The 19,441-nt window shown below is 73.2% G+C and carries 15 protein-coding genes; 14 read left to right on the forward strand and 1 reads right to left on the reverse strand.

The window, feature by feature from the left end:
• Positions 1 to 19: 19 nt before the first annotated feature.
• The 14 genes from ACQPZX_RS28075 to ACQPZX_RS28140 all read left to right on the forward strand — a co-directional run bounded on the left by ACQPZX_RS28075 (position 20) and on the right by ACQPZX_RS28140 (position 17,821).
• Positions 20 to 2,866: a peptidoglycan-binding domain-containing protein gene (locus tag ACQPZX_RS28075; RefSeq protein WP_433361207.1), complete on the forward strand. Its 2,847-nt coding sequence runs from the start codon at positions 20 to 22 to the stop codon at positions 2,864 to 2,866.
• Positions 2,866 to 4,314 (forward strand): hypothetical protein, encoded by a 1,449-nt coding sequence (locus tag ACQPZX_RS28080; protein WP_433361210.1) that lies wholly within the window; start codon positions 2,866 to 2,868, stop codon positions 4,312 to 4,314. The genes ACQPZX_RS28075 and ACQPZX_RS28080 overlap by 1 nt, the downstream gene beginning before the upstream one ends.
• A complete protein-coding gene (locus ACQPZX_RS28085) occupies positions 4,311 to 4,544 on the forward strand; it encodes a hypothetical protein (RefSeq protein WP_433361212.1) in 234 nt (77 codons plus the stop codon). Before ACQPZX_RS28080 ends, ACQPZX_RS28085 begins: the two co-directional genes overlap by 4 nt.
• A complete protein-coding gene (locus ACQPZX_RS28090) occupies positions 4,537 to 5,397 on the forward strand; it encodes a hypothetical protein (protein ID WP_433361215.1) in 861 nt (286 codons plus the stop codon). Before ACQPZX_RS28085 ends, ACQPZX_RS28090 begins: the two co-directional genes overlap by 8 nt.
• Complete coding sequence (locus ACQPZX_RS28095; protein ID WP_433361218.1) at positions 5,394 to 6,776, forward strand: S8 family peptidase; 1,383 nt, start codon at positions 5,394 to 5,396, stop codon at positions 6,774 to 6,776. Before ACQPZX_RS28090 ends, ACQPZX_RS28095 begins: the two co-directional genes overlap by 4 nt.
• On the forward strand, positions 6,773 to 8,626 hold the full coding sequence (locus ACQPZX_RS28100; RefSeq protein WP_433361221.1) for a hypothetical protein: 1,854 nt from the start codon (positions 6,773 to 6,775) through the stop codon (positions 8,624 to 8,626). The genes ACQPZX_RS28095 and ACQPZX_RS28100 overlap by 4 nt, the downstream gene beginning before the upstream one ends.
• 11 nt (positions 8,627 to 8,637) lie before the next feature.
• Positions 8,638 to 9,696 carry a hypothetical protein gene (locus tag ACQPZX_RS28105; RefSeq protein ID WP_433361224.1) on the forward strand — a complete coding sequence of 353 codons (1,059 nt, stop codon included), beginning with the start codon at positions 8,638 to 8,640 and terminating at the stop codon, positions 9,694 to 9,696.
• Positions 9,693 to 10,778, forward strand: coding sequence for a hypothetical protein (locus ACQPZX_RS28110; protein ID WP_433361226.1), 1,086 nt, complete (start codon positions 9,693 to 9,695; stop codon positions 10,776 to 10,778). Before ACQPZX_RS28105 ends, ACQPZX_RS28110 begins: the two co-directional genes overlap by 4 nt.
• A 7-nt stretch (positions 10,779 to 10,785) precedes the next feature.
• Positions 10,786 to 11,700, forward strand: coding sequence for a hypothetical protein (locus ACQPZX_RS28115; protein WP_433361229.1), 915 nt, complete (start codon positions 10,786 to 10,788; stop codon positions 11,698 to 11,700).
• Complete coding sequence (locus ACQPZX_RS28120) at positions 11,697 to 13,190, forward strand: hypothetical protein (protein ID WP_433361231.1); 1,494 nt, start codon at positions 11,697 to 11,699, stop codon at positions 13,188 to 13,190. Before ACQPZX_RS28115 ends, ACQPZX_RS28120 begins: the two co-directional genes overlap by 4 nt.
• Entirely contained in the window at positions 13,187 to 14,344 is a 1,158-nt protein-coding gene (locus tag ACQPZX_RS28125) for a hypothetical protein (RefSeq protein WP_433361234.1), read from the forward strand. The genes ACQPZX_RS28120 and ACQPZX_RS28125 overlap by 4 nt, the downstream gene beginning before the upstream one ends.
• A gap of 23 nt (positions 14,345 to 14,367) precedes the next feature.
• On the forward strand, positions 14,368 to 16,848 hold the full coding sequence (locus ACQPZX_RS28130) for a phage tail tip lysozyme (protein WP_433361237.1): 2,481 nt from the start codon (positions 14,368 to 14,370) through the stop codon (positions 16,846 to 16,848).
• Positions 16,838 to 17,026: a hypothetical protein gene (locus ACQPZX_RS28135; RefSeq protein WP_433361240.1), complete on the forward strand. Its 189-nt coding sequence runs from the start codon at positions 16,838 to 16,840 to the stop codon at positions 17,024 to 17,026. The genes ACQPZX_RS28130 and ACQPZX_RS28135 overlap by 11 nt, the downstream gene beginning before the upstream one ends.
• A 96-nt stretch (positions 17,027 to 17,122) precedes the next feature.
• Positions 17,123 to 17,821: an AfsR/SARP family transcriptional regulator gene (locus tag ACQPZX_RS28140; protein WP_433361243.1), complete on the forward strand. Its 699-nt coding sequence runs from the start codon at positions 17,123 to 17,125 to the stop codon at positions 17,819 to 17,821.
• On the opposite strand, the gene ACQPZX_RS28145 is transcribed toward ACQPZX_RS28140, so the two are convergent.
• Positions 17,822 to 19,384 carry a Na+/H+ antiporter gene (locus tag ACQPZX_RS28145; protein WP_433361246.1) on the reverse strand — a complete coding sequence of 521 codons (1,563 nt, stop codon included), beginning with the start codon at positions 19,382 to 19,384 and terminating at the stop codon, positions 17,822 to 17,824.
• Positions 19,385 to 19,441: the final 57 nt, after the last annotated feature.

A 19,441-nucleotide genomic window follows, 5' to 3' on the forward strand; every position in this document is an offset into this window, starting at 1 on the left:
GGAAATCGGGAGGAACGTCATGACATTCGGAACGGGCGTCCTGCAGGTCGGCTCCACCGGCGACGGCGTGACCGAGCTCCAGCAGTGGCTGATCGACCGCGGGTTCCTGATCGCCGCGGCCGCGCCCACCGGCATCTTCGACGCCGACACCGACCAGGCGGTCAAGGCGTTCCAGCTGTCCGCCGGCATCGGCTGCGACGGCCAGGTCGGCAACGGCACGCGCACGGCCGCCGACGCGTACGCGGGCGACGCCGTCTCCGGCGGCTGGCATCCGTCCGCGATCCGCGACGTGCAGCAGACCAGCACCGGCGGGTCCTTCACCACGACCACCCGGCGCGGCGTCCTGCACACCACCGAGGGAACGACGCTGCCGTCGTACCCGAATCCGCCGCACTTCACCGTGGGCCGCGACGGCGCCGGCGCCACCGCCCAGCTCTGGCAGCATTTCCCGGTCACCGTGGCGGCGCGGGCCCTCGCCAACCCCGACGGCCCGCCCGAGACCAACCGCTACGGCGCCATCCAGATCGAGATCATCTATTTCGCCCAGAACACCGCCACCATGGCCACCGACCAGCCCGACACGTTCCAGGCCCTCGGCGAGTGGATGCGCTGGGCCGAAACGAATGCCGGCGTCGCCAACTCATGTGCGGTGACTTTCGACGGCGAAAAAGCCTACGGCGAGAACGGCACCGTCCGCCTCGACGTGGCCGGATGGGAGGCGAGCACCGGCTGGGTGGGTCATCAGCACGTGCCGCAGAACGCGCACTGGGACCCGGGACTCATCGACATCACCGGGTTGCTCGCTGTCTCGTCTACTCAGTCCCTTTCCCTGTCCCTGTCCCGCCCCACCGTGCGGGCGACGACCCGGGCGCTGAGCAACGCCTTCCCGAGCCTCACCCTCGCCGTCGACCCGGCCGGTTCCCCGTTCTTCGAGATCGTCCTGACCACCTCGCCCGGTCTCTTCTCGCCGTCGGCGGCCGACCGGCGCACCGCCGACAACTTCTACACCTCCCGGCAGGACGGCCTGACCCGGTCCGCCGACGCCTACGGCCGGTACATCGCTCCGGTCGGCGTCGTCGCCGGCTTCGCCCGCGCCAACCCCGATGGCGGCCGCATCTTCTACACCGTGGTGGGCTATGCCGACGAGCATGGTGCCGGCGCTGTTCCGGCCGCTTCGCCGGAACTCCTGGCCTATGCGGCAGCGAGTGTGTCGATGCTTCCGGGCTTCACCGGCCACACGCGCACCGAGACGCTCGGCGTTCCGCTCGGGATGCTCGCGCCGCGTGGCGCCGCGGTCGCGCGGGCGGCGGGCTTGCGGCGCATGACGCCGGCTTCGCGGGGGCTTGCGGCGGTGCCGCGCGCCGAGGCCGATCGTCTTGAAGGAGAAGACGGGTACGACATGAGGCAGCGCCTCGCCACGACAGCACCCGCCACGCCGGTCCCCGCGGTGCAAAAGGCGGGGGTGCCCGGGTTCGGTCCGCCCCCGCTGGCTTCGCCGCCCGGCCCTTCCCCGGCCCCGCCACCCCCGGCGGCCTACGCCCCCGCGCCCGCGCCGCTTTCGCCCGCCTTCACCCCGCAGCCGTCGTCGCCCGCCCCTGCCTGCGCGTCGCCGCCTTCGTCCCCGGCCTACGCCTCGCCGCCTTCCTCCCCCGCCTACGCCTCGCCGCCCTCGTCCCCTTCCTATGCGCCGCCGCCCTCTCCCAACGGCGCGGCCGGCGTCGCCGGGAGCCAGCCCACGGCCGCTCTCTCCACTGTGGCCAACGGCCATCGCACCGCCGTAGCCGCCGACAACTGGTACTCCGACGGCTGGGAGGAGTGGGACGCCGAGGGCGGCCCCCGCAACCTCTCCGACGGCGACGAGATCCTCCCGCCGTCTGACGAGTTCGACCTCGCCGACCCCACCGCGCCCCCCACCCCCGCCCCGGCCTCACCCTCGCCGTCGCCCTCGCCCGGGTCCGCCCGGCCCGCCCTGCCGGTCCTGCCGCCCGAGGCCAAACGCGAGATCGTCGAGACCTACGTAGGCGCCGACACCGACCTCTACGCCATGGTCAGCGCCGACGCCGAGTTCACCGGCGCGGCCGGCGCCGACCACCCCGCCTACCAGCGCTACCACCTCGGTCTCTCGTTCGGCATCGTCGCGTTCAACCAGGACGGCAGCGAGCTCGGCCAGCTCGTGACGCTGATGCAGCGCCGCGACCCGGCCCGCTTCGCCGAGACCTTCGGCCCCGACGCCCCCGCCCTGCTCGACGTCACCAACCGCCCCGGGCCGCTCGGCCGCGACCTCCCCGAGGGACGCTCGGCCCGGGTCCAGCCGGTAGCCGGCGCCGACCTCTGGACCGAACCGTGGCTCTCCCGGTTCCGCCAGGCCGGCGCGTACCCGCCGTTCCGCGGCGCCCAGATCGAACTGGCCTCCGGCCTCTACCTCGACCCTGTCCTGCGGTTCTGCGCCGACCTGGGCCTCGCCACGCCCCGCGGCCTGGCCGTCGTCTTCGACCGCGCCGCCCACCGCGGCCCCACCGGCGGCATGGCCTGGGTCGTCGAGACCGTAGGCCCGCTGCAGACCACCGCGCTGCGCGACGCCGCCCTGGCCGCGATCGGCATGGCGAGCGTCGAGGAGTTCCAGCGCTCGCAGCCCGACCTGCTGGTCGACGACCAGTTCGGGCCGCTCACCCACGCCGCCCTCACCGGCATCCTCGCCCTCCGGCAGGCCGCCGGGGTCGCGTCGCCGGTGCCGCTGATGACCTACCAGCAGATGATCGAGTCCCTCGGCCGCCGGGCCACCGGCCAGCCCTGGGGCGACCGGATCGTCCGCCTGGTCACCGACCCGTCCGTGGGCGACCAGCTCGCGCCGGTCCCGGTGCCCTGATGACCTCGCCCGCCGGCCCCCGCGCCGTGGTCGACTCGGTGGCCGCGGCGCTGCGGAGCGCCCCGGCCTACCGGCAGCTGCCACCGGAGACCCGGCGGTCGCTGATGGCCTCCCTCGGCCAGATCGGCGGCTATCTGGCCACCGACGCCGCAGCCGCCGCTCCCTGGGCGGGCGGCCCCAACGGCGCCACCAACCCGTGGGCGGCCGGCCAAGCCGGCGCCGCCGACCGCTGGGCGACCGGTCAAGCCGGCCCGGCCGACCGCTGGGCGGGCGGGCACGCGCTTGCTGCCGAGCCCTCGGCACGCGGGCTGGCCGAGCCCTCGGCGCGCGGGCTGGCCGACCCGCTCGGCCCCGGCGGCCTGCCGCGGCCCGGCGGGACGCAGCCGGCACCGGGCGGAACGCCACCGGGCGGCGCCCCGGCCGGCGCCCCGGCCGGCGGGGGCGGGACACCGGCGGGCGGGGGCGGCACCGTGGGCCGGGTCGGCGAGCTGGCCCGGGCCACGCTCAACGCCGTCGACTTCCCCTCCTTCGTCTCCGGGTTGATCAAGGGCACCTTCCAGGCCATCGTCGACGCCACCATCCAGCAGATGGAGGCCTACGCGACGCTGCTGCAGGAGGTCGCCAAGACCGTCGACGACTACATGCGGGACAACGTCACCGAGGACTCCGCCCGCGACTACCTCGCCGACCGCTACCCGTCCGTCCTGACGCGGAACACCACCACCGGCACCCCGTCGCTGGACGTCGACCTCAGCAACCCGACCCAGCAGCTGCCGACGTTCTTCACCGACCTCGGCTTCGACATGCCCGCCGAGATCGACCCCGACTCGGTCGAGCAGGTCATCGTCCCGGCCGCTCGCAAGACCATGGCCGAGCAGCGCCACCAGACCCTGGCCACGATGGTCCTGCTCGGCCTCAACCGGATCATCATCAGCGACGGCGAGATCAACGCGAAGCTCCAGTTCCACGTCGACGCCTCCGAGACCACGGGGATCAAGTTCGACTCCACCCAGACCAGCATGGGCAACATGGCCGGCACGTCCGGCAAGTCGACGTTCTCCGGCAACGGCATCATGGTCAACACCGTCAGCCTCAACGCGCAGAGCGACATCAACCTGCGCACCGACCTGACCGGCGAGGTCCGGGTCAAGTTCGTGAGCGACGTGCTGCCCCTAGCCAGCTTCGCCAACTCGGCCGCCATCCAGCTGATCAACCAGAACGCCACGGTCCCGTCCTCCACGCCACTCCCCCCGGTGGCCGACGGCACCACCCCGACCCCGGCGGCCGGTGCGGCACCCGTGAGCCCCGTACCGGCCGTCGGCCCGACCGCCTCCCCCGCGCAAAGCCTGCCGACCGCGGCTACCGAGGCCTACGACGAGCCCAACGGCGCCGCCACCTACGGCGAGCCCGCCACGGCCGCCTACGACCCGTGGAGGCCGCGGCGATGAGCCGGCCGGAGCTGCACCTCACGCTGACCGAGCTGGTCCGGGCGCTGGAGCCCGAGCCCGGCACCGGCCTGCACATCGGCGAGGCCGCTCTCGCCGTACCCCTGGAATTGGCGACCGCGACCATCGACGGACGTCTTGTCGTCCTCGGCCGCGTGCCGCACTCCCGCTGGAAGGCCGGCTTCCTGCCGGCCACCTCGACCGCCTGCATCCGGGTGGTGGCCGATGGCTGACGACAGCTTCGCCGTGCAGGACTTCCTCGAGGCGATCACCTCCCAGCTCGACCGCACCCAGGACGCGCTGAGCCTCAAGGCGGTCAACCGCCCCCTCACGTACGCGATCCGCGAGTTCTCCCTGAGCCTGCAGGTCTTCGTGGAGATGGACGACGAGGGTGTGGTCCGCTTCCGCAGCGCCGGCCCGAACGAGACCGGCGCGAGCACCGTGTCGGTCGGCTTCACCACGATCACCCGGACGATGATCCGGGAGAACACGGTGGACATCGCCGAGGCGCAGGGCCCGACGCTGAACGACGCCGGCCTCGCCCCGGCCGAGCAACGCCAGCTTGAGCGCCTGGGTGTGCGCAACGTGGCGCAGCTGCGCCGGCTCTCCTCGGAGTCCAGCGAGAACGCCGTCGCCCAGTTCGCCGATCTGCCGGTGAACCGCCTCCGCGCGGCGCTGCAGGCGGGCCGCCCGGCCGTGCGCGCCGTCCAGCCCGAGTCGCCGCCGCGGCTCGCGCCGGACCCCGCCGTCCAGCGAGTGCGGGTGCCGCCCGGCACGCGGCGGCTGCGCCTCGACGGCGAGAACCTCGACGGCCTCACCACCTCGGGCGCCGCCGCGCTCGACGGCGTCGGCGTGCCGATCGTCGAGTCCGGCCCGGCGCACGCCGTCGTCGACCTCGGCCACCGCGACCCGCGCGGCCGCCTCGACGTGCGCCTCGGCGACGGCCAGACGCTGTCGTTCCAGCTCGGCGACGAATACGACAGCCCGCCCGGCGGCCCGCTGAGCGGTGCGCCCGGCGGCCTCCTGAGCGACACGGCCGCCGCGGCCGACAGTGCCGCCAATGGCGCCGTGTGGGAGCCGTCATGAGCCGCCGGCACCACGGCTATGTGGTCGTGACGCTCCGGGCCGGCGAGACCGTCCTCCGGATGCCCGCGCAGCTCGACGTCCTGGTCGGCGCCGCCCGCCCCGCCGACCGGGTCACCGGCGGCCGCCTCGACCGCACGGTCCGCGCGCTGGCCGGCGGCTTCCGCGCCACCGCCGTCTACCACGCCCGCCGCAACCTCGGCCGGGTCGGCGCGCGCGGCCTCGCCTACGACGACGTCGAGCACGAGCTGGGCCTGTCCCGCACGTACCGGCTGCAGCTGGCCGAGGCCGCTCACGCCGACCGGGTGGTCGACGCCCTCCGCGGCCTCGCCATCGTGGAGAGCGTCACCGTCGAGCCCCTCGCCACCACCGGCAGCGTCGCGGTCATGGCGACCCCGCGGCCGGACGAGATCGTCGCGCCCTACGACTACGTACGCGCCCGCGAGGCCCTCGAAACCGAGCCGGGCGACGAGCGCGTCACCGTCGCGGTCGTCGACACCGGTGTCTCGCTCGGCCACGCCGAGCTGCAACGCAAGCTGCTCAGCGGCTACGACGTGGTCGACTTCGGCCTCGGCGGCCTGGACGAGGAGACCGTGCTGGTCGGCGACAGCCGCGGCCGTGACTTCGCGCCCACCGACGACGTCGGGCACGGCAGCCATGTCGCCGGCGTGATCGGCGCCCAGGGGTGGCGCCTGCCGCGCGGTGTCGGCGGCCGGTGCCGGGTGCTGCCGATCCGGGTGCTCGCCGCGGCCACCCGCGCTGGGGCCGGCCCGGATGCCGAGCGGTTCGGCGTGGGCGCGATCACCGAGATCAACCTCGGTCTCAAGGTGGCCGTGGACCTCGGCGCCGACGTGGTGAACTGCAGCTTCGGCACGCCGCAGTCGGCCCTCGACCCGTACGCCCCGGCCCCGCACGAGGCCGTCGTCGGCTACGCCGATCGGGCCGGCTGCGTGCTCGTGGCCGCGGCCGGGAACGCCGGCTCGGCCGAGCCGTACCACCCGGCCGTCGACCCCCGGGTCATCGCCGTCGGATCGGTCGGCCCCGGCGGCGCCCGTTCAGCATTCAGCTCGTACGGCCACCACATCGCGCTCGCCGCACCCGGCGAGCGGGTGATCGGCGTGGGCCGCCTCAGCTACCGGCGGGCGACCGGCACCTCGCACGCCGCGCCCTTCGTCACCGGCGCCTGCGCGCTGCTGGTCTCCCGGGCCCGCCGCGGCGGTGTCTCACCCGGCGCCGAGCGGGTGCGTTCCTGGCTCACCGGCGGCGCCCGCCGCAGCCACGCCCCGCCCGACGAGGTGGGCGCCGGCGTCCTCGACGTGGTCGGGGCGCTGGCCCGATGCGACGCCGACCTGTCCCCCGACGACACCTGGAGCCCGCCATGAGCAGCAACCCGCCGCACGTACGCCGGCTGGCCCTGCTCGCGTACCAGTTGCTCTGGCCGGACGCCTATCCGCCGGAGGCGGGCGACGCCCGCTGGGACGCCGTGCACGAGCACGTCGAGCGCCTGTTCGCCGACCTCGGCAACGGCGGCCGGCGGGGCCTGCAGACCGTCTCGAAGGACACCGACGACCCGGCCGCGAAAAACCCGCCGAGGATGCGGCTGGCCGTGCTCCGCGCGCTGGCCGGGCGGCTCGGCCTCGACCCACGGGACAACACCGACGAAACCACTCTGGCAGCGGCCATCCGCGACGCCATCGACAGGGACCTGGCACAGGATCGGAAGGACGACGCCATGCCAGAGAGCAAGTTCGCCGACATCACCATCGACATGCGCAACCTCCCCGACACCTTCGATCCGGACGCCTATCTGACGGGGATCGAGAAGCTCTTCAACGCGCGGGACATCCCGCTCACGACACCAACGGCCAAGGCCCATGCCGCGTACGTCACGGGGGCGCTGCTCCGGGACAGCTACTACGACACCAAGAGCCCCGGCTTCGAGGACGCCTTCGTCGAGCAGTTCAACGAGGGCTACATCCGGCCGGACACGGTGGGCAGCGGCAAGCTGCCCAAGGTGGACACTCCGGCCGCCGACCTGCGGCGGATCGAGGTCTACCTCTCGGTGTTCCGCCTCATCAACGACTTCAACGGCGCGCAGAAGCCGAGCGTGCAGGAGGTCGCGTTCGTCTCCGACGAGGTGATCGACCGCGGGCCGGTCAACGACAACACCACCGCCAAGGCCCGGTCGGCCTTCGACGACTTCGTCGGGCTCACCCCGCAGTACGACACGCTCGACCTGCCGCCGCTGATCACCGAGGACAACACCCAGGGCGCGTACGAGCCGTCGAACATCCGGGCGTGCGCGATGATCGGCGCGGCCAACCACCTGGACCGGGCCGGGCTCATGCTCGCCGTCGACCAGGCGGCGCAGGACTGGAGCGACGGCGTGCTCCCGGTGGGCGACCCGGCCGGCCGGCTGTTCGACCCGTACGTGTGGGGCGCCCGCGACCGCCTCGACCCGGCCGCCCGCCAGATCCAGTACGACCGGATCTCCGAGCTCGACGACTACCTGCTGCGGTTCTGCTCCGCGGTCTCCGAGCGGGAACGCGGCTTCTACCTCAGCGAGTACCTGACCGGCGGCCCGCAGAACCGGCGCAGCGTGCAGCCGCAGGACGCCGCCGTCCGCAAGACCGCGCGCGACCTGCTCGCGTACGCGTCCATGCACGGCTGGGCGTACACCGCGTTCGCCGCCCGGCGGATCGGCAACCACATCCGGACCTGCGTCGAGATCATCGAGAACGCCGAGGTCCAGAAGGCGTACGGAGTGACGGCGCCGTGGCAGGTCGTCGAGCGGATCAACACGATGACCTCGGGCAGCACGCCGAACCTGGCCAAGGAGCTGACGCTGTCGTCCACCGGCAAGGAGGTCATGGACCTGCTGGCCGCCAAGGCGAAGGACATCGCCGCGAACCGGGCCGGCATCCCGCTGTTCCCGCCGCCCGACACGGGCGTCATCAATGTCAATGGTGGCGGCCCCGCCTCGGTGTTCTCCGCGTCCGAGTACCAGACGCTGCTCGTCCACGTGGAGAACTGGCTGGCCGCCAGCGCCATCACCGACACCCAGCGGTACGACGCCGCGCAGCCCCGGGAGGCCCCGGCCGCCCCGTCGCTGCCGCAGCTCGGCGGCTTCACCGCGCCGGACCCGAACGCGATCCGCGACCAGCTCATGCAGATGGTCAACTCCGGCCAGACGCCGTCGGCCGACCAGGTGCAGCAGCTACTCGGCAGGTAGGGAGAGCGGTCATGCACGCAGCGTCCCCCGCATCGCTGGGCGCCCGGCGGCTGCTCAGCTCGGCGGCACGCCGGCTGCACACGGCCGACCCGGTGGGGCTGCTCGGCGGCTACCTCGACGAGTCGCTGGCACTGCCGCCCGGCGCGCAGGCCTACCGCCGGCCGCATTCGTTCGAGACCCGCTTCTCCGAGCGGGCCCCGAGCACGCTGGCGTTCGATCTGAGCCCGGCGGACCCGCTCGCCGGGCCCCCGGAGCGGGTCGCCGGCGCCACCCGGGCCATGCGCCAGGTGGTCGGCGGCACGTTCGGCCCGCGGGCGTTGTCCTGGGTCGACGGCCGCAGCGAGCCCCTGTCGTACGGCAGCGGCGACGCCTGGTTCTCGAGTTGCTTCGACACCGCGGGCCTGCGCGAGTCGGAGGTGACCTACGCCTGGGCGCCGCAGACCGCCGACTCGCTCGCCCGGCCCATCCACGAGGCGGTCCAGGCGGCCACCGAGGCGATGCCGTCGCTGCGGCCGGCCCTGACCACCGTGCGCTGCGGCCGCTCGTACGGCAGCCAGGAGGTCACCTTCGGGGTGGACGGCGCCCTGCGGCTGGCCGACCTGCGCCCGGTCATGGAGCGGTTCGGCCTCGGCGACCAGCACACCCGGCTCACCAACGCGCTCGCCTTCGTGCTCGGCGCCCGCTTCGTGCTCCCGCCGGACACGACGCTGCTCACGCTGCGCCCGTCGCCCGCCGGGATGGAGCTGCGGGTCGACGTCGACCTGGAGGCGATCCCCGACATCCCGCCGAACGTGGCGACGCTGCTCCAGCTGCAGTTGGTGGAGCGGCCGCAAGGGTTGCGCGCGCTCGAGCGCTGGGTCGGCGCCATGACACCCGCAGGAATGGTGAACCCCGGCGAGCTGGCGCTGCTGTCGGTCGTCGTAGCCCCCGGCTGCGGCCCGCGGCTGGCGATCCAGCTGCGCCCCAGCGCCATCCTGGCAACCCCCGACGCCGGCCCGCCGCCGGCACTGGAGCCCATTCCCGCAGCGGCATCCAGCATGTCCCGCTCGCCCTGGGACCCCCGGCGATGACCGCGCCCGTCCGGACCACGGCGCCCGCCCGGCCCACCGTTCCCCTGGTGCGGCAGGAGATCGGCCAGATCCTCAAGAGCAGCCCCACGTTCCGGTCGCTGCCCGAGGACCGCCGCCGCCAGCTGGCCCACGACCTGGTCAACATCGGTCAGTACATGGCCGACGCCGGCGGCAACACCTACGGCCTTCCGCTCGCGGCGGCGATCGGCGAGCGCCCGCCGGCCCGCGCCCTCGCCGACGGCGACCCGGCCCCGCCGGCCAACCCGTACACGGTCGACAACCTCGGCGCCGCCATCGCCACCGTTGACTTCCCCGGCTTCGTGGCCAGTTTGATCAAGGGTGTCTTCCAGGCCATCGTCGACGCCTCGATCCAGCAGATGGAGGCGTTCGCCGAGCTGGTCAAGAACGTGTCCAAGAGCGTCGACGAGTACATGAAGGACAACGTCACCCCCAACCAGGCCCGCGACTACCTGGCCGGCCGCTACCCCGACCACCTCCAGGTCGACGTGTCCGGGCGGCAGCCCAAGGTGGTTCCGAAGCCCGACGCCGACCAGACCGAGATGCCCGACTTCTTCAAGGACCTGGGCCTCAGCATGCCCGTCGACAACCTCGACGAGCAGACCACCGAAGAGGTCCTGATGCCGGCGGCCCGTCAGCAGCTGGCCATCGACCGGCAGCGGATGCTGCTCATGATGGTGATGATGGGCATCAACCGCCTGGTCGTGACCAACGGCTCGGTGAAGGCCGCGGTCATCTTCGACCTGGATCTGTCCAGCACCAAGGGCACCAGCGGCGACAGCGCGACCACGTTCGACAACACCACCAACACCAGGTCGAAGAATTCGTTCTTCGCCGGTTGGTTCTCGCCCTCCTGGAAGACCGAATCCGAAAACAAGATCAACGTCACGACCTCCAACAAGTACGACACGAAGGACACCCAGGAGCTGAAGGCCAAACTCACCGGGGATGTGAGCGTGCAGTTCGCCAGCGAGACCTTCCCGCTGGACCAGATGTCGAACCTGCTGGGCCTGCAGGAGCCGAGCCTGCCCACCTCCGCGCCCCGCACCACACCGAGCCCCTGACCGCGCCGTGCACACCGATCTCGTCCCCCGCCTGCTGGCCATCGAGCGGTCCAGCCGCCTCCTCGCGCCCGCAGCCGCCGCCCTGGCCGCCGACGACCCGTTCCGCCTCGTCGTGCCCCCGCTGGTGCCGCCCGCCGAGGCCGAGATCGACGCCGCCACCCTGGAGACCCTCGCCGGCCTCTACCTGCTCGCCCAGGTAGAACAGACCGGCCTCCCCGCCGCCGCCGAGCTCCTGGTCGCCGAGCGCCTCGGCCTGGACCTCCGCTCCGCCGACGCCGCCCAGCTCCTCGAGGACACCGCCGACGCGTCCCGCGACTGGATACCGCGCGCCTCCCGCGAGCAGCTCTTCGCCCGCGTCTTCGGCACCGGCCCCGGCGCCGCGGTGGCTCACGTCCCCGCCAACACCGACTTCCTTCCCGCCCTTTCCGACACCGCCTCCGCCATCTCCGCCTACGACCGCGCCATCCTCCTGGGCGGCCCCCTGATCGCCCTCCGCTCCCAGCTCTCCCGGGCCGCCGCGAGGCTGCGCTCCAATCTGGCCCCACGTCAGCACGGCAACACGGTCCTGGCCACGGGCCGCATCGCCGCCCAGGCCCGCCAGGCCGTGGCCCTGCTCTCCCACCCCGGCATCCTCGCCCTCGTCAACGGCACGTCGGCCTGGGACGTGGTCCGCGCGACCTGGCCGGACGACGAACGCCCCGACATCGACCGCCTGGTAGCCCTGGGCCAGTCCGGCCAAACCCTCATTACTTGGTCCGGCAGCCCACCGGAATCCATCGCCGACCCACCCGAGCCCGCGCGAGCCGCCGCCGCAACCTGGCTGGCGGAGTCAGGCCTGGCCGGTCCGGCCGGGACAGCGACGGCCACGACCGGCACCGGACCCGCCACGGCCGCGGCTGCTTGGTCCGGAGCGGTCCGGTGACGACCGTCCTGCCGCTGCCGGCCCCGCATGACGCGGGGGCGAATCCGGGCGGCCTGCGACCGACCGGCCCCACCCGTGCCGTGGTGCGCCGCGAGATCCGGCGCCTGCTGTCGAGGACGGCCGCCTTCGACCGCCTTCCGGCCGCCGACCGGATCTCTCTCGAACACCACCTCAACAAGGTCGCGGGCTACGCCGCCGAGTGCGTCCGCGACGACTGGGCCAGCAGCGCCCGCCTCGGCCAGCGCCCGGTCCTGGTCGAGCGCCCGGCCGCGACCGGGGCAGCCCCAGCCGTGCGCGGGGATCTCGAGGTAGCGCAAGCACGAGCCGCGGCGGCGGACCACAGCGCGGTGGCGCACGCCGGGCCGTTGCCGGTGGCGGGCCCGGCGCGCGGGCAGGCCGCGGCGGAGGATTTCGTTCCCGCGGCGGCCGGTAATATCGCCGGCGTCACGGCGGCCACGTTGAAGGCGTTGTCGTTCCCGGACTTCGTTGCCGATCTGATCCGGGGGACGTTCCGGGCGATCGTCGACAGCTCGATCCAGCAGCTGGAGGGATACGCGCGCCTGCTCGAGGACGTCAGCAAGACCGTCGACCAGTTCATGGCCGACAACATCACCGACAACCAGGCGCGGGACTGGCTCGTGCAGGCGTACCCGCAGCAGATCGCCCTGGCCGACGGCGAGCCGCGGCTGGTTGCCGCCGGGGGCAGCGACAACGCGCCGGCGCCGGACTGGCGCGAGAAGCTGATGCTCAGCGACGACGTGCAGCCGGGCGACGAGGACTCCTACGAGGAGGTGCTGCTGCCGGCCGCTCGGCGCAAGCTCGCGCAGAGCCGGCTGCAGACGCTCTCCACGCTCGTGCTGATGGGCATGAACCGGATCGTGGTGACCGGCGGCAAGATCCGGGCGGCCATGTCGTTCCACGTGGACACCACCGACCGGGCGGCGCAGCAGCACGCCAGCGACTTCGACTTCCACACCGGCGCGTCGGGCAGTGTCGGGTTCGGGCCGTGGGCGGTGTCGGCGTCGATGTCGGTCGGGTATGTGCGCTCCGACCGCTCCCAGTCGGACAGCGAAATGAACGTGGCGGCCGACCTCACCGGCGAGGTGGAGATCCACTTCCAGACGCAAGCCGTGCCGATGGAACGCTTCATCGACCCGGGCAAGGCCGACGTGATCCGGGGCAACACGGCCGTCCCGCAGTACAACGACCCGCCGTGGGGCGACAGCCCGCCGGTCCGGGCGCCGGTGACCCCGCGGACCGCGGCGCCCGCGATCGCCCCGCTGCGACCAGCGACCGAGGCGCCGCCGGTGCCGAAGATCCCCGACCCCACCTGGTCGCCCGACGGCACGAAGACACCCGCCAAGACGGCCCCACCGGCCGCACCGAAGCCGGCCGATGCCAAGCCGACCGACGCCAAGCCGACGGAGACGAAGGCCGAGACGAAGCCGGCGGGCAAGACCACATCCGTCGCCGAGGGGGTAGCAGCATGACCGCCACAGTGCTGCCGGGACCGTTCGCCACCCCGCCGCACCCGGCCGGCGTCCAGGTCACCCAGGCCGTCGAGGACCTCGTCGTCCCGCAGGTGCAGGCGCTGCTGCGGTCCAGCCCGGCCTACTACCGCATCGGCGACGCCGCCCGCCGCAACATGGAGCGCGACCTCACCAAGATCGCCGCCTACAGCGCGGCCCTGCTGCACGACGGCTTCGGCCAGGCCGGGCGGATCGGCCAGACGCCGGTCCTCCGCACAGAGCCGGCGCCGCGCCCGAACCGCCGCTCCCCTTGGGCCCGCTCGGCCGCCGACTCCACCTTCGAGAGCCGCGCGGTCGACCGGGTCGCCGACGTCACCGGCGACGTGCTCGGGGCGATCGACTTCCCGCGGTTCGTCGCCGACTTGATCAAGGGCACGTTCAACGCCATCGTGGACGCCTCGATCCAGCAGATGGAGGCGTTCGGCGAGCTCGTGGCCAACGTCGCCAAGACGGTCGACCAGTTCATGGCCGACAACATCACCGACAACCAGGCCCGCGACTACCTAGCCGCCCGCTACCCGGGCCACATCGCCGTGGACACCAGCGGCCAGAGCCCGGTGGCCCGTGCCCGCGAGGGCGCCGCCGACCTGCCCGCGCCCAACCTCCAGGGCGACCTCGGCGTCGGCCCGGACGTCGCGATCGACGACCGCTCGGTCGAGGAGACGCTGGTCCCGGCGGCGCGGCGGCAGCTCGCGAGCAGCCGGCACCAGCTGCTGTCCACGATGGTGCTGATGGGCATCAACCGGATCGTCGTCACCAGCGGCCGGGTACGGGCGAAGCTCGACTTCCACATCGACGCGTCCGACACCGGGCGCGCCGAGACCGCCAGCAGCTTCGACGCCAAGCACGAGAGCAGCGCCTCCGGCGGCCTGATCGGCTTCCACGCGGGCGCGCGGACCAGCGTGGCGTACATCCAGACGGCCAAGCAGGTCGCCAGCGACGAGATCAACGTCAACGTGGACCTCTCCGGCGAGCTGGACCTGCGGTTCGCCAGCCAGACCTTCCCGCTCGAGCGGTTCGCCGACACCGGCCTGGTCGCCCAGATCCAGGGCGGCACGGCGAACCCGGCCGGCAACCCGCTCGCGGCCCCGTCAGCACCCGCCCCGACGCAATAGAGACGAAGCAGGAGGAGGCAGCGATGCCCAGTCAACCGATCGTCGTGCTCGACCCGGGCCACGGCGGCACCGCGCCCGCCGGCGCCTCCACCCCGGACCGGACGGTGGCGGGCCTCTCCGAGCGCGGCCTCACCCTGGGCCTGGCCCGCCGGGTCCGCGCCCTGCTCACGCCCACCTGCACGGTGATGCTGACCCGGGACAGCGACGCCAACGTGTCCCTGGACGGCCGCGCCGCGTTCGCCCGCCTGGTCGGTGCCGACTTGTTCGTGTCGCTGCACTTCAACGCCGCCCCCGACCCGCGCACGGACTCGACCGAGGCTTACGTCGCCCGCAACTCCAGCCCGGGCGACCGCGAGCTGGCCACCGCCCTGCACGAGTCGGTGCGCGGCGCGCTGGGCACGACCGCCGGCGGCGTCCTCGCGGCCGATCTCGGCGTGGTGGCCCGCACCCGGCACCTCGACCGCACCCGGGTGGCCCTGCTGGAAGCCTGCGACCTGAGCAACCCGCGCCGGGCCGGCGAGCTGCGCGACCCCGCCGGCCTGGAGCGCCTGGCGCAGGCGGTCGCCACCGCGATCCTCTCGCAGTGCCGGTCGAGCGCCACTTCGGCCGTACGATCGCTGGATCTTGATCTTGATGTTGCGGAAGTGCTGAGCCGGATCAAGTCGGCGGCCGACGCCGCGTCCACGACCCCGCGAAACTTCACCGGCGGGGAACGCTTCGTCACCGTCCTGCGGTCCCGCTACCTCGGGGACTACCTGCTCGACCCGAACCCCCCGAACGGCGCGGCGGCCATCGCCCGGATCGCCGCGCAGAACCGCTCCGGGGTGGTCACCGACGTCTGCGGCCGCCGGGACCGCTGGGAGGCCATGTTCCCGCAGCTGAACGACATGAAGGTGCCGCTGCTGTCCAGCGTCCCGGGACTGAGTGGGCTGCTCGACGGGTTCGGCGCGGCCACCGACATCATCTCGGTCGCCAACCGGCGCGACCTCGACCACATCGACGGACCCTTCCTGATCGGCAAGCACGGCGGCGTCGACCCCCTCGACTGCGGCCAGGTCGCGGCCGCGGCCCTCGACCCCGACCTCCAGGCGGGCGCCGACATCAACGAGAGCCAGCTGATGCACTGGGCCACCGGGGTCAAGAACCACGACACGTCGCACGAGCGCATCCGGGACTTCTTCGTCGCCTACGAGGAATGGCACCTGGAGCAGTGGGACGTCTTCGGCCGCGACCCGATCAACGACCTCATCGCCGAGGACGCCGGCTGGTCGCTCGCGCAGGCGCTGCGGGACGGCTCGGTCACCTCCGCCAACCTGACCGCCGTGCTCGACCAGGCCTTCCAGCAGGGCCGCCGCTGGGTGGGCGGGCTGCTGGCCGAGCGGGAGGCGGCGCTCGACGCGCAGGTGCTCGCGCTGCGGCCGCCCGACGAGCTCGTGCACTGGGGCGCGATCGTGGTCCCGCCCGAGTCCCCGTTCCATCCCTACCCCGCGCCCAGCGTGCGGGCCATGCTCCAGAACGGCATGACGGTCGATCAGGTGATGGCGTCGCCGCAGGTGCTCAACTACATCGACGTCTACACGCTGATCGCGGAGGCGCGGCGGACGCCCGAGCCGGTGTCGGGCCTGCAGCGGATGATGGTGTCCGGAGACCTCGACTGGGCCTTCCGCGCCGCCACCGCCGACGAGCGGCCACCCACGACGACCGTGACGACCGCGCTGGCCACCGGGGCCGAGCCGCTGGACGACGACGAGTGGGGGCTGGTGGTGAGCTGGCTGGCGGCCGGGTCGGTCGGCGAGGCCCCGCTGACCGGCGACGCCGAGGGCAACGCGCTGCTGATGGCCACGGCCCTCGCCCGCGAGCGCAACGACCCGGCCGTACCCGAATGGGACCAGGAGGTGCAGCGGCTGGCCACCGAGGTGGCGGTCCGCGGCCCGATCATCCACTGGCCCGCCGTCCCGAAGGCCGAACGCCAGCGCTACGTCATCGACCGGCTGATCAGGGTCTACGGCTATCCGCTGGGTGGCGCCGCCGGCATCGTTGGCAACCTGACCAAGGAGTCCGGCGTTCTGCCGTCGCGTATCCAGAACAGCGCGGAGGACAAACCGCTGCGTGTCGGGGGCAGGGACATCCCGCTCAGCGAGGTGATGAACCGCACCGACGGGATCGGGCTCGCGCAGTGGACATTCAAATCGCGGCGGAAGGACCTTTTCGCGTACGCCTACGGCACGGCGCCTGCCGGGCTGCGGATCCTGTTCGACATGGACGCCCAGGTCGACTACCTCGTGCACGAGCTGCGCACGGCGTCGAACTTCGCGGTCGTCGAACGCATGCTGATGGATTCCATGATCACTGTGGACGACGCCTGCGACGAGTACCTGTACACCGTCGAGAACCCGGGCGATCTCAACAAGCTCCCCCGCGACAACCCGGCGGTGCAGGCGAAGTTCGCCGAGCGGCGGGTCTACGCGCGGGAGGCGCTCGAGGCGTACACCGATGGACAGTGAGCCCCGGGTCGCGGTCTGCGTGCTGCGGTGCGAGGCCGCGCCGTACGGGATCCGGGTGACCATCACCGAGACCAGCGATCTCGGCTCGGGGGTCGCCCGGGAACGGCGGCTGCTGCGGGCCGGCCCGATCCTGGACGAAGTGCGCCGTTTTCTGGCGGAAGCCGGCGTGTCCGAGTGACCGGGGGAGGCGAATCAACGACACGGCCGTCGTGGCGGCCTGGCCGCCGGGTTTAGGCTCGTAGACCGGCAACGCCGCTGACGAATGGGGCACACGATGAGTGCCGACCCGCCGAGACTGTGCCTGTTCAACGGGCCTTATCTCGTGCTGGACGGCGAGCCGGTCCCCCTCGCCGACGGCGCGAAAAGGGTGCTGGCGTTCGTGGCGCTGCGCGAGAGCCTGGTCGATCGCGGGGTCGCCGCCCGCACGCTCTGGCCCGACCTCAATCCGCCCGCCGCCTGCGGCCGCCTGCGCACCGAGCTGTGGCGCATGCGGGGCGCCCTCCCCCGGCTGATCGCCGCCACGAAGTGCACGATCACGCTGCGGCCCGAGGTCGGGGTCGACATGCGCGACCGCTATGACTGGGCGGGCCGCCTGGTCGGCGGCACCGCGACCGAGGCCGACCTGCGCGCCCCGCCGGCCGAGGACGAGTTCGAGCTGCTGCCGGGATGGGCCGAAACCTGGGTGATCCTGGCCCGCGAGCGGATCCGGCAGCGGCTGCTGCACGGCGTCGAGGCGCTCGTGGCCCGGCTCCTCGACCAGAAGCGCACCGCCGAGGCGGTCGAGGCGGCGCTGCTGGTGGCCGGGATCGACCCGTTGCGCGAGAGCGCCCAGCGCGCCCTGGCCTCGGCCCATCTCGCGGGCGGCAACGTCGCCGACGCCCGCCGCGCCTACGACGAGTACCGGGCCCGGCTCCGGCGGGAGCTGGGCGTGGACCCGAGCCCGGAGTTCGCCGCGCTGGTCAGCTCGTCCTGATCAGGAGCCGCGCCGCATGGCCAGGTTGACCGCCTCCATGTCGAGCAGGCCCTGCAGACGGACGAGGACGGCGTCGTCGATCTCGCCGCGATCCCGCATCCGGAGGATGGCTTCGTGCTTGCGCGCGATGACGGCCAGGCGCAGGTCGGCGGCCTTGTCCCGCGCGCCCGGCCCGCCGCCGTCGCGCAGCACGCGCAGGTGCTCCTCGTACTCCGCGCGCAGCTGCCCGGCGATCGCGTCGTCGGTGCCGAGCTCGGCGGCGAGGCCGGGCAGGACCTCGAGGGCCCGCTCGGTCGCGGCGATCTCGGCGCGGCGCCGTTCCTCCTCGGCCGAGCCGTCCTCGCCGAGGCGGGCCCAGCGCAACACCCGCGGCAGCAGCGGCGCCTGGACGACCAGCGTCACGGCGATCACCCCCGCGGTCACAAAGATGATCAGATCCCGGTCGGGGAACGGCGCCCCCGAGTGCAGGGTCTCCGGCACCGACAGTGCCGCTGCCAGCGACACCGCACCCCGGAAGCCGGCCGCGGCCATCACCACGCGCGGCCGGGCCCCGAGCCGCCGGGCCCGTTGGCTGTCCCGGCGGTCGACCGCCCGGATCAGGTACGGGCTGGTGAACATCCACCCGAACCGCACCGCCACGACGACCGCGCTGATGACCACGACCATCAGCGCGCCGGTCACCACCCCGACGCTGCTCAGGTCGCGCACCGCCGACTGCGCCTCCAGGCCGATCAGCACGAACAGCACCGCGTTGGCGAGGGTGGTCAGGAAGCTCATCACGGTCCGGACGTACTGCCGGACCCGGCTCGGGAAGAAGCGCGGCGAGATGCGGCCGACCCACAGGCCGCACACCACCACCGCGAGCACTCCCGACACCTCCACTAGCTCGGCGACGAGGTACGCGGTCAGCGGCGTGAGGATCGCGAGCACGTTGTGCTGGAACGGGTCGGACAGCCGCCGCCGCACCTGGATCCCGGCGTAGGTGACGACCGCGCCGATCGCGATGCCACCCAGATAGGACAGCGCGAACATGCCGCCCACCCGGGGCGCGCTCACGTGCTCCTCGCCGAGCGTGACGCCCACCGCGAGCGCGTAGATCACCAGCGCGGTGCCGTCGTTGACCAGACTCTCGGCCCGCAGCGTCGCTCCCAGCCGGCGCGGCAGGATGCGGCCCAGCACCCCGACCGCGGTGGCATCGGTCGGCGCCACCGCCGCGCCCAGCACCCACGCCGGCCCCCACGGCATCCCGAACTGATGCGCCGTCACCGCGACGCCGGCCGCGGTCGCCGCCACCAGCACCGTGCTCAGCAGCACGATCACCCGCAGGTTGCTGCGGATCTCGCGCAGCGAGGAGGTGAAGCTCTCCCAGTAGAGCAGCAGCGGCAGGAAGAGCAGCAGGACGGCCTCGGGTGGCAGGTGCACCGCGCGCAGCGCCGGCACGAAGCCCAGCAGCACGCCCGCGATCAGCAGCAGCGCCGGCGGGGCGACTCCCCAGCGCCGGGCGGCTCCGGTGGCCACCAGAATCGCGACACCGACCGCGACGACCAACGCCAAACTGGACACCGGCTCAGTTTCTCGCGAAGAAGGCCTGGCGATCTATAACTATACTCAGTATTATCC

Origin of the sequence: Actinoplanes sp. CA-142083 (genome assembly GCF_050942195.1) — a bacterium.
GTDB lineage: Bacteria > Actinomycetota > Actinomycetes > Mycobacteriales > Micromonosporaceae > Actinoplanes.

Coding starts and splice junctions, on each gene's coding strand:
- ACQPZX_RS28100 (WP_433361221.1), top strand. CDS start 6,773: ATGAGCAGCAACCCGCCGCACGTACGCCGGCTGGCCCTGCTCGCGTAC.
- ACQPZX_RS28095 (WP_433361218.1), top strand. CDS start 5,394: ATGAGCCGCCGGCACCACGGCTATGTGGTCGTGACGCTCCGGGCCGGC.
- ACQPZX_RS28075 (WP_433361207.1), top strand. CDS start 20: ATGACATTCGGAACGGGCGTCCTGCAGGTCGGCTCCACCGGCGACGGC.
- ACQPZX_RS28085 (WP_433361212.1), top strand. CDS start 4,311: ATGAGCCGGCCGGAGCTGCACCTCACGCTGACCGAGCTGGTCCGGGCG.
- ACQPZX_RS28110 (WP_433361226.1), top strand. CDS start 9,693: ATGACCGCGCCCGTCCGGACCACGGCGCCCGCCCGGCCCACCGTTCCC.
- ACQPZX_RS28125 (WP_433361234.1), top strand. CDS start 13,187: ATGACCGCCACAGTGCTGCCGGGACCGTTCGCCACCCCGCCGCACCCG.
- ACQPZX_RS28130 (WP_433361237.1), top strand. CDS start 14,368: ATGCCCAGTCAACCGATCGTCGTGCTCGACCCGGGCCACGGCGGCACC.
- ACQPZX_RS28090 (WP_433361215.1), top strand. CDS start 4,537: ATGGCTGACGACAGCTTCGCCGTGCAGGACTTCCTCGAGGCGATCACC.
- ACQPZX_RS28140 (WP_433361243.1), top strand. CDS start 17,123: ATGAGTGCCGACCCGCCGAGACTGTGCCTGTTCAACGGGCCTTATCTC.
- ACQPZX_RS28105 (WP_433361224.1), top strand. CDS start 8,638: ATGCACGCAGCGTCCCCCGCATCGCTGGGCGCCCGGCGGCTGCTCAGC.
- ACQPZX_RS28135 (WP_433361240.1), top strand. CDS start 16,838: ATGGACAGTGAGCCCCGGGTCGCGGTCTGCGTGCTGCGGTGCGAGGCC.
- ACQPZX_RS28080 (WP_433361210.1), top strand. CDS start 2,866: ATGACCTCGCCCGCCGGCCCCCGCGCCGTGGTCGACTCGGTGGCCGCG.